The following is an 8,815-nucleotide window of genomic DNA, read 5'->3' on the forward strand; positions in this document are numbered from 1 at the left end:
ATAATCCTCTACCTATAATGCTTTTTCTAATAATTTACGTTTTGCGAAAATCATACGACCAGCTGATGTTTGTAATACGCTAGTAACCAGTACATTAAGTTGCGAACCTACATACTCTCTACCATCTTCTACTACAATCATCGTACCATCATCTAAGTACGCAACACCTTGGTTTTGCTCTTTACCATCTTTCACAACATAAACATTTAATTCTTCGCCAGGGAGTACAACTGGTTTAATTGCATTAGCTAAATCATTAATGTTTAACACTGTTACTCCTTGTAATTCAGAAACTTTATTTAAGTTAAAATCATTCGTTACTACAGTTCCACCGGTGATTTTTGCTAACTTTACAAGTTTGCTATCCACCTCTTGGATATCCTCGAAATCGCCTTCATAAATTTCTACCGGAATCGGCATCTCTTTTTGAATACGATTTAAAATGTCTAGTCCTCTGCGACCACGATTACGCTTTAAAGCATCGGAAGAATCGGCAATATGCTGAAGCTCTTCTAATACGAATTGTGGAATCACAATTGTTCCTTCCAAAAACTTCGTTTGGCAAATGTCAGCAATACGTCCATCGATAATTACACTCGTATCGAGAATTTTCCAATGAGTCGTAGATTTTTCTGCTTCTGCCTCTTCGTTCTCGTTATTATTTTTCTTCTTACCTCCGCGTTGGGGTAATGTAAATAATCCTAGCAATTCATTCCTCTTTTTAAATCCTACTTGGAATCCTAAATATCCAAGTAAAAGAGTGAAGAACACTTGCAATACCGTACTAATAACCGGAATTGTAAATTCACGAATCGGTATTAAAATTAAATATGCAACAATAAGACCAGAGATCAATCCTAATGTACCAAATAAAACATCTGCTACAGGCGCCTTTACAAGAGCCTCTTCAATATGCTTAATAAGTTGAACAATATAATCTACAAGCCAAAATGTTGTTAAAAATAAAATAATTGCACCAATAATCGCACGAACATACGATCCTTCCAATAAAGGAACAGCACCGATGTCTAATACATTAATAACTTTTGGGATTAAGTAAATCCCTAACGCTCCCCCGATCACTAGAAAGAAGAGCTGTACGATCCGTTTTAACATCCAACCACCTCCTACTCATTATTAACCATTGTTTCGCTAATCAAAACGCCGAATGCAAAAGCGGACGTGTTTTTTTATAAATAGTTTTATTTACCAATATATCATATCATATACCAAAAATGTTCTAGTGTCGTTATATTATGGAATCAATGTAATATTCTTAATTGTGTCTACTCATATATAGATGCTCTTGAATTCTTTTTAGGCCTTCTCGTATTTTCTTCGCCCTTACTTCCCCAATTCCTTCCACATCATCCAATTCATGAATAGTCGCGCGACAAACTCCTTGCAACGTTTTGAATCGATTAATTAAATTTTCAATGATAAGTGGCGGAACACGAGAGATTTTGCTTGTAATTCGATATCCCCTTGGCGTCACACTTTCTTCTAAACTGGTTTGCCCTGGGTAACCAAGTAATTTAACTAAATCACTATCCTCTAAAAGTTGTGTATTTGCAAGGTCCTGTAACTTTTTCAAAATTTGATGATGGTCTTGTGTTTTCTCCTGATGGTAATCTTTAATTAACAATGCTGCCTCTGCTTCTAAATCAGCTAGTAATTCTGTAAGCTGTAAACGAATTAACCTACCTTCTGTTCCTAGCTCATGAATATAGCTCAATATTTCATTTTTAATACGCAGTACCATTTCAACACTATGTAAAACGTGAACTACCTCAGACATTGTAACGACCTCTTCAAATTCTAGAATGCCCAAATTCGTAATACCATCATTCCATACAGCCTTATATTTTTCTAACGTTTGAATAGCTTGGTTTGCCTTTGTTAAAATAACCCCTATATCTTTTAGTGTATAACGTAAGTTCCCTTGATATAGCGTAATTACGTTACGTCTTTGTGAAATGGCCACAACAAGGCTGCCCGTCTGCTTCGCTACACGTTCTGCTGTTCGGTGACGCATACCGGTTTCAATAGAATCAATAGATGCCTCTGGAACTAACTGTGCATTCGCTATTAAAATTTTACTTCCCGTTTCATTTAAAATAAGTGACCCGTCCATTTTTGCTAATTCATATAAACTAGCAGGAGAGAATGCACAATTAATGTGAAAACCACCATCCACAATACTTTTAATCTGCTCATTATATCCAAGAACAATTAGCCCCCCTGTTTGTGCGCGAAGTACATTATCTATCCCTTCACGCAGTGGTGTTCCTGGGGCCACGAGCTGTAAAATATTAATCATACTTTTGACACGTTGCTTATTTTCTTCCATAGCCTAGCCTCCTAATGTCAAACGAAGCGCTTCTCCTAAATTAGAAACACCTACAACCTCAATCCCATCCGGAATTGTCCATCCTCCTAAGTTTTTTCTAGGAATAATAACACGTTGAAATCCTAATTTAGCCGCTTCTTGTACACGTTGTTCGATTCTTGATACTCTTCTTATTTCTCCAGTTAATCCTACTTCTCCTATTACTGCATCAGTTGGTGCCGTAGATTTATCCCTAAAACTTGAGGCTATACTTAAAGCCACTGCTAAATCAATTGCCGGTTCGTCTAATTTCAAACCACCAGCTACTTTTAAATATGCATCTTGATTTTGCAATAGTAAACCTGTTCTTTTTTCTAATACTGCCATAATAAGCGAAACACGGTTATGATCAATTCCCGTCGCCATTCTTCGAGGATTTCCAAAACTAGTAGGGGAGATTAATGCTTGTATTTCTACTAAAACCGGTCTTGTTCCTTCCATTGAAGCAACTACTGTTGATCCTGCAACACCAACCGGCCTTTCCTCAAGGAAGATTTCAGAAGGATTTAAAACTTCCGCAAGACCAAGCTCTTTCATTTCAAAGATACCCATTTCATTCGTGGAACCAAAACGGTTCTTCACAGCCCGTAAAATACGATACGTATGGTGTCGATCTCCTTCAAAGTAAAGAACTGCATCGACCATATGTTCTAACATACGAGGTCCTGCAATTGCTCCTTCTTTTGTCACATGCCCGACAATGAAAATAGGGATTCCTTTTGTTTTTGCAAGTTTCATTAATTCCGCTGTACATTCACGTACTTGTGCCACACTTCCTGGTGCTGACGTCACTTCAGGTAAATGTATCGTTTGAATAGAATCAATAACAACAAAAGCTGGATTCATCTCTTCAATATGTGCTGCAATACGCTGCAGGTCTGTCTCTGCTACAACAAATAGATTGCTACCCTTTACATGCAAACGATCTGCACGAAGTTTAATCTGCTTTGCCGACTCCTCACCCGATATGTATAATACATCATATGAAGAATCTGCTAATTGTGATGAAATCTGTAATAGTAATGTTGATTTTCCAATCCCAGGGTCTCCACCAATAAGCACTAAGGACCCATCTACAATTCCACCACCAAGCACACGATTAAACTCTTGAAATTCCGTTTCAATACGTGCCTCAGACTTTGTTTCTACTTCGGTAAGACGTCTTGGTTTTGTTACTTCCGTTTGAATTGCATTCGCGTAATTAAGGCGCCTAGATGATACAACTGGCTCCATTTCTTCAACAAGTGTATTCCATTGACCACATCCAGGACATTTACCCATATATTTTGGTGACTGATAACCACATTCTTGACATATAAATTTCGTTTTCTTTTTAGCCATACCTTTTTATAGTTCACTTCACTTTCGTCTATAAACGTTTATCCTTCTCGTACAAGAAAGAGGGCTATCGCGTAGCCCTCTTTGTTTGTCTATACTTATTTTACCTTTTCCGCACTATGAATGACAAATGATTCTCCTTCTACATCAAAGATAACTTTTTGTCCTTTCTCAATAGCACCTTTTAAAAGTTCTTCTGATAGTCTATCTTCTACATGTTTCTGAATTGCTCTGCGAAGTGGACGAGCGCCATACTCACGATCAAATCCTTTATCTGCAATAGCTGAAATTGCCCCTTCCGTTAAGTGCAATTCGATTTCTTGTTCTTTTAAGCGATTAACTAACTGATTTACCATAAGAGTTACAATCTCTTGAATATGTTTTTTCTCAAGCATATGGAATACGATAATTTCATCAATACGGTTTAAGAATTCTGGACGAAATGCCTTTTTCAGCTCATCCATTACTTTACCTTTCATATCCGAATAATCACGGCTTTCATCTTGTACATTAAATCCAAGATGTTTGTTACGTTTTAACGCCTCGGCACCAACGTTAGACGTCATAATAACAATCGTATTACGGAAATCAACTGTACGTCCTTTAGAATCTGTTAAACGACCATCTTCTAATACTTGTAGTAAAATATTAAACACATCCGGATGAGCTTTCTCTACCTCATCTAATAAGACAACTGAATATGGCTTGCGACGAACTTTCTCTGTTAATTGTCCACCTTCTTCATATCCAACATATCCTGGAGGAGAACCAACTAAACGGGAAGTAGAATGCTTCTCCATGTATTCTGACATATCGATGCGAATCATTGCATCTTCATCACCGAACATAGATTCTGCTAGTGCTCTTGCAAGTTCTGTTTTACCTACACCTGTTGGCCCTAAGAAAATAAATGAACCAATTGGGCGCTTCGGATCTTTTAATCCTGCTCTTGCACGACGAACAGCTTTTGCTACAGCTACTACTGCTTCATCTTGACCAATCAAACGATCATGGAGAATGGATTCTAAATTTAATAATTTATCAGTCTCTGTTTGTGCAAGTTTAGAAACTGGGATACGCGTCCATGTAGAAACGACATTTGCAATATCTTCTACCGTAACCTCTGAATTTTCTTTTCCTTGTTGCTCTTTCCATTGACGTTTTGTATCTTCTAACTTCTCACGTAAGCGTTGCTCCATATCACGTAAGGATGCAGCCTTTTCAAATTCTTGACTTTGTACAGCTGCATCTTTTTCTTTTCGAATCTCCTCAAGCTTCACTTCAAGCTCTTTTAAGTTTGGTGGTGTTGTATAAGAACGTAAGCGAACTTTTGAAGCAGCTTCATCAATTAAATCAATTGCTTTATCTGGTAAAAAGCGATCTGTAATATAACGATCTGAAAGTTTTACAGCTGCATCAATAGCGTCATCTGTAATAGATACACGGTGATGCGCCTCATAACGATCACGTAAACCTTTCAAGATTTGAATCGATTCTTCTAAACTTGGCTCATCAACATGAATTGGTTGAAAACGTCTTTCTAAAGCCGCGTCTTTTTCAATATATTTACGATACTCATCTAAGGTTGTTGCCCCAATACATTGTAACTCTCCTCGTGCTAAAGATGGTTTTAAAATATTCGATGCATCGATTGCACCTTCTGCTCCACCTGCACCAATTAATGTATGAAGCTCATCAATAAATAGAATAATATTGCCTGCTTGGCGAATTTCATCCATCACTTTCTTTAAACGATCTTCAAATTCACCGCGATATTTCGTTCCAGCTACCACTGTACCCATATCTAGTGTCATAACACGCTTATCTCTTAAAGTTTCAGGAACTTCATTATTTACAATTTGCTGTGCTAATCCTTCTGCGATCGCCGTTTTACCTACACCAGGCTCACCAATTAATACTGGGTTGTTTTTCGTTCTACGGCTTAATACCTCAATTACACGTTGAATTTCTTTACCACGTCCAATAACAGGGTCTAAGCGATTTTCACGCGCAACAACTGTTAAGTCCCTTGCTAAACTGTCAAGTGTCGGTGTATTTGCATTTGATGCTGAACCACCTTGATGACCTGAACTAGCTTCATTACTTCCAAGAAGTTGTAAAACTTGTTGTCTTGCTTTATTTAGACTTACACCTAAATTATTTAAAACACGTGCGGCTACACCTTCACCTTCACGGATTAAACCGAGTAAAATGTGTTCTGTTCCAACGTAAGAATGGCCTAGCTTACGCGCTTCATCCATAGATAATTCAATAACCTTTTTAGCACGAGGTGTATAATGTACAGTTTGAGAAGCTTCTGTTCCACGCCCAATTAACGCTTCTACTTCTTTTTGAACTTTCTCTGGACTTAATCCAAGAGCAATTAATGCTTTTGCTGCAATTCCTTCACCTTCGCGTACAAGCCCAAGTAAAATATGTTCTGTTCCAATATTATTATGCCCAATACGAATTGCTTCCTCTTGAGATAAAGCTAATACTTTCTGTGCTCTTTCTGTAAATCTTCCAAACATCATAGAAATCGCCTCCTACTTGCGCTTAGTTTTTTTCAATACGTAATCGCTCACGGATTAAGGTTGCTCTTCGATAATCTCTTTCTTCTGGCCCTAAAGGTCCACCTGCGTATTGTTGTAAAATACCTGGTTGTGTAAGAACCATTAGCTCAGTCAAAATATTTCTCGATATACCTTTTATATATCCTAGATCAATACCAAGTCGTACATCCGATAAGCAATTGGCTGCTTCTGCAGATTGAATTAAACGACTGTTTGCTAGTATGCCGTAAGAACGATAAACCTTATCTTCAAGTTCAATACTTGAATTTTGTACAATTAATTCTCTAGCTATTTTTTCTTGCTGTATAATTTGTTGAATGACACTCTTTAAATCTGCAATAATATCTTCTTCAGACTTTCCTAGCGTCATTTGATTTGAAACTTGAAATATATTACCTAACGCTTCGCTACCTTCACCGTATATTCCTCTTACTACTAACCCTAATTTTTGAATTACTTGTATAATACGGCTAATTCTTTTTGTTAAAACCAGTCCCGGTAAATGAATCATCACAGAAGCTCTTAACCCTGTGCCAACATTAGTAGGACAACTTGTAATATATCCAAGTGACTCATCAAAAGCGTATTCAACTTCTTTCTCAATCCAATTATCTATTTGATTGGCGCTTTGAAGCGCCTCTGATAACTGTAATCCTGAAAATAGGCACTGAATCCGAATATGGTCTTCTTCATTAAGCATAACACTAATATGTTCACTTTCTGATAGTAGACATGCTCCATATTCTGTCCCTGCAAGATTTGGACTAATTAAATGCTTTTCGACTAAAACTCTCCTTTGAAGAGGGGTTAATTCATTCATCTTTAATAGTCCAAACTCCCCAAAGGACCCTACTGCTTTATTTATAAATTTCTTTTTGAATAGTTCATGAATCTGTTTAGCTTCTTCTTCGTTTTGCATAGTGGAAAATTGATATTGTTTAAAATTACGAGCCAAACGAATTCGACTACTTAAAACAATATCAGAATCAGGGCCATCCCCCTTCATCCATGGACTAATTGCTTCGTTCATAATTTTGTCCAGTGACATAGAATTATTCCCCCTCCCTATGCTCACTAAGCTGTATTTCAAGACCTCGGATTTTATCCCTTACCTCTGCAGCTTTCTCAAATTCTTCTTTCTGTACGTATTGTTTCAGAATAAGTTTTAGTTCATCTAATTCTTTCTTTAAGTGGATATTTCCTTCTATACGTTCCGGAATTTTTCCACAATGTTCTGTATGCCCACCGTGAAGGCGTTTTAATAATGGCTTTAAATGCTCCTTAAATGTATCGTAACAAGAAGAACAGCCAAAACGTCCGACTTTTGTAAATTGCTCATATGTCATCTTACAATCTGGACACCTTACTATATCTGCATTTGAAAATCCATTTTTTCCTTCTTCAAACATTGTTGATTCACCGTGTAATAAACCAGCAAATAAATCATGAAATGAAAAGTTAGACTGCGATGATTGAAAGAAAGACGTATAGCCACTTTGCTCTGCACATTGCTCACAAAGATGAACTTCCGCCTTCTTCTCGTTAATTACTTTTGTATAATGTAAAGTTGCTGGTCTTATGTTACAGTTTTGACAAGTCATCACTATCCCCACCTTTACAACAGGAACGCTCTATCTCATGGTACTTTTCATACATTACTAGATTGTTCGCTTTCCTGAATCCATTTAAATAAAAGTGCATGTTCTTTTTCAAAACTTCTACAATATTTAACTGCTTTATCTTAGTTATCAATCTTTTACAAAAGTTATATTTATTTATATTTCAGTGTTCTTAACATTGCGCATAATATTCGAGCCCTAAGTTCATCTCGAGAAGGAACATCCATTGATAATACAGAACGGTCTATTACACTTAACATCAGTTTCGCTTCACGATTTGTTATGATTCCCTCTTCTATTAAACGTATAATCATACTTTCTGCATTCCCTTGCGCAACGCTATGATCAATCATATGAAGCATTTGATCAATAATGTCTATATCATCATGCAGTTTGACTTTTATAATGCGAATGTAACCTCCTCCACCACGTTTACTTTCTACTACAAATCCTCTTTCTAACGTAAAACGGGTATTGATTACATAATTGATTTGAGATGGTACGCACTCGAATCGATCCGCAATCTCATTTCTCTTGATTTCAATCACATTATTATTACTTAAGTCAATAACTTGCTTTAGATATTGCTCAATGATATCAGATATATTTCTCATTTATCCGCCACCTTTATTGACTTTGACTATCTTTGACTTTAATTATATACGTATTAATAAAATTTGCAACTCTTTTGCTTATTCACTATCCTAGCCACATTCCCCTGTATTTAAACAAAATATGAATACTTTAAACACATTTTTTATTACTATGGATTATAAAATAAAACACGAAAAAACACGAGTCATTTGACTCGTGTTTTAGTTGCTTGGCGACGTCCTACTCTCACAGGGACAAGGTCCCAACTACCATCGGCGCTAGAGAGCTTAACTTCCGTGTTC

Annotated in this window: 7 protein-coding genes; all 7 read right to left on the reverse strand. The window is 36.7% G+C overall.

Annotated features, from left to right (window positions below):
• Positions 1–12: 12 nt before the first annotated feature.
• The 7 genes from AC1Q8L_RS29255 to ctsR all read right to left on the reverse strand — a co-directional run bounded on the left by AC1Q8L_RS29255 (position 13) and on the right by ctsR (position 8,533).
• The gene (locus AC1Q8L_RS29255) at positions 13–1,116 is read right to left on the reverse strand and encodes a PIN/TRAM domain-containing protein (RefSeq protein ID WP_000919679.1); all 1,104 of its coding nucleotides are present in this window, start codon (positions 1,114–1,116) and stop codon (positions 13–15) included.
• Between the two features lie 160 nt (positions 1,117–1,276).
• Entirely contained in the window at positions 1,277–2,350 is a 1,074-nt protein-coding gene (gene disA, locus AC1Q8L_RS29260; protein WP_098312153.1) for a DNA integrity scanning diadenylate cyclase DisA, read from the reverse strand.
• Between the two features lie 3 nt (positions 2,351–2,353).
• Complete coding sequence (radA, locus tag AC1Q8L_RS29265; protein WP_001085199.1) at positions 2,354–3,730, reverse strand: DNA repair protein RadA; 1,377 nt, start codon at positions 3,728–3,730, stop codon at positions 2,354–2,356.
• A gap of 95 nt (positions 3,731–3,825) precedes the next feature.
• A complete protein-coding gene (gene clpC, locus AC1Q8L_RS29270; RefSeq protein ID WP_000971170.1) occupies positions 3,826–6,261 on the reverse strand; it encodes an ATP-dependent protease ATP-binding subunit ClpC in 2,436 nt (811 codons plus the stop codon).
• A gap of 22 nt (positions 6,262–6,283) precedes the next feature.
• Positions 6,284–7,348, reverse strand: coding sequence for a protein-arginine kinase McsB (gene mcsB, locus AC1Q8L_RS29275; RefSeq protein ID WP_000050836.1), 1,065 nt, complete (start codon positions 7,346–7,348; stop codon positions 6,284–6,286).
• A gap of 4 nt (positions 7,349–7,352) precedes the next feature.
• Positions 7,353–7,901: a protein-arginine kinase activator protein McsA gene (mcsA, locus tag AC1Q8L_RS29280; protein ID WP_000128385.1), complete on the reverse strand. Its 549-nt coding sequence runs from the start codon at positions 7,899–7,901 to the stop codon at positions 7,353–7,355.
• Positions 7,902–8,071: 170 nt separating this feature from the next.
• The gene (gene ctsR / locus AC1Q8L_RS29285) at positions 8,072–8,533 is read right to left on the reverse strand and encodes a transcriptional regulator CtsR (protein ID WP_001244560.1); all 462 of its coding nucleotides are present in this window, start codon (positions 8,531–8,533) and stop codon (positions 8,072–8,074) included.
• Positions 8,534–8,815 lie beyond the last annotated feature (282 nt).

This window comes from Bacillus sp. GW823-FHT06A11, assembly GCF_058795355.1.

Coding starts and splice junctions, on each gene's coding strand:
- AC1Q8L_RS29255 (WP_000919679.1), bottom strand. CDS start 1,116: ATGTTAAAACGGATCGTACAGCTCTTCTTTCTAGTGATCGGGGGAGCG.
- disA (WP_098312153.1), bottom strand. CDS start 2,350: ATGGAAGAAAATAAGCAACGTGTCAAAAGTATGATTAATATTTTACAG.
- radA (WP_001085199.1), bottom strand. CDS start 3,730: ATGGCTAAAAAGAAAACGAAATTTATATGTCAAGAATGTGGTTATCAG.
- clpC (WP_000971170.1), bottom strand. CDS start 6,261: ATGATGTTTGGAAGATTTACAGAAAGAGCACAGAAAGTATTAGCTTTA.
- mcsB (WP_000050836.1), bottom strand. CDS start 7,348: ATGTCACTGGACAAAATTATGAACGAAGCAATTAGTCCATGGATGAAG.
- mcsA (WP_000128385.1), bottom strand. CDS start 7,901: ATGACTTGTCAAAACTGTAACATAAGACCAGCAACTTTACATTATACA.
- ctsR (WP_001244560.1), bottom strand. CDS start 8,533: ATGAGAAATATATCTGATATCATTGAGCAATATCTAAAGCAAGTTATT.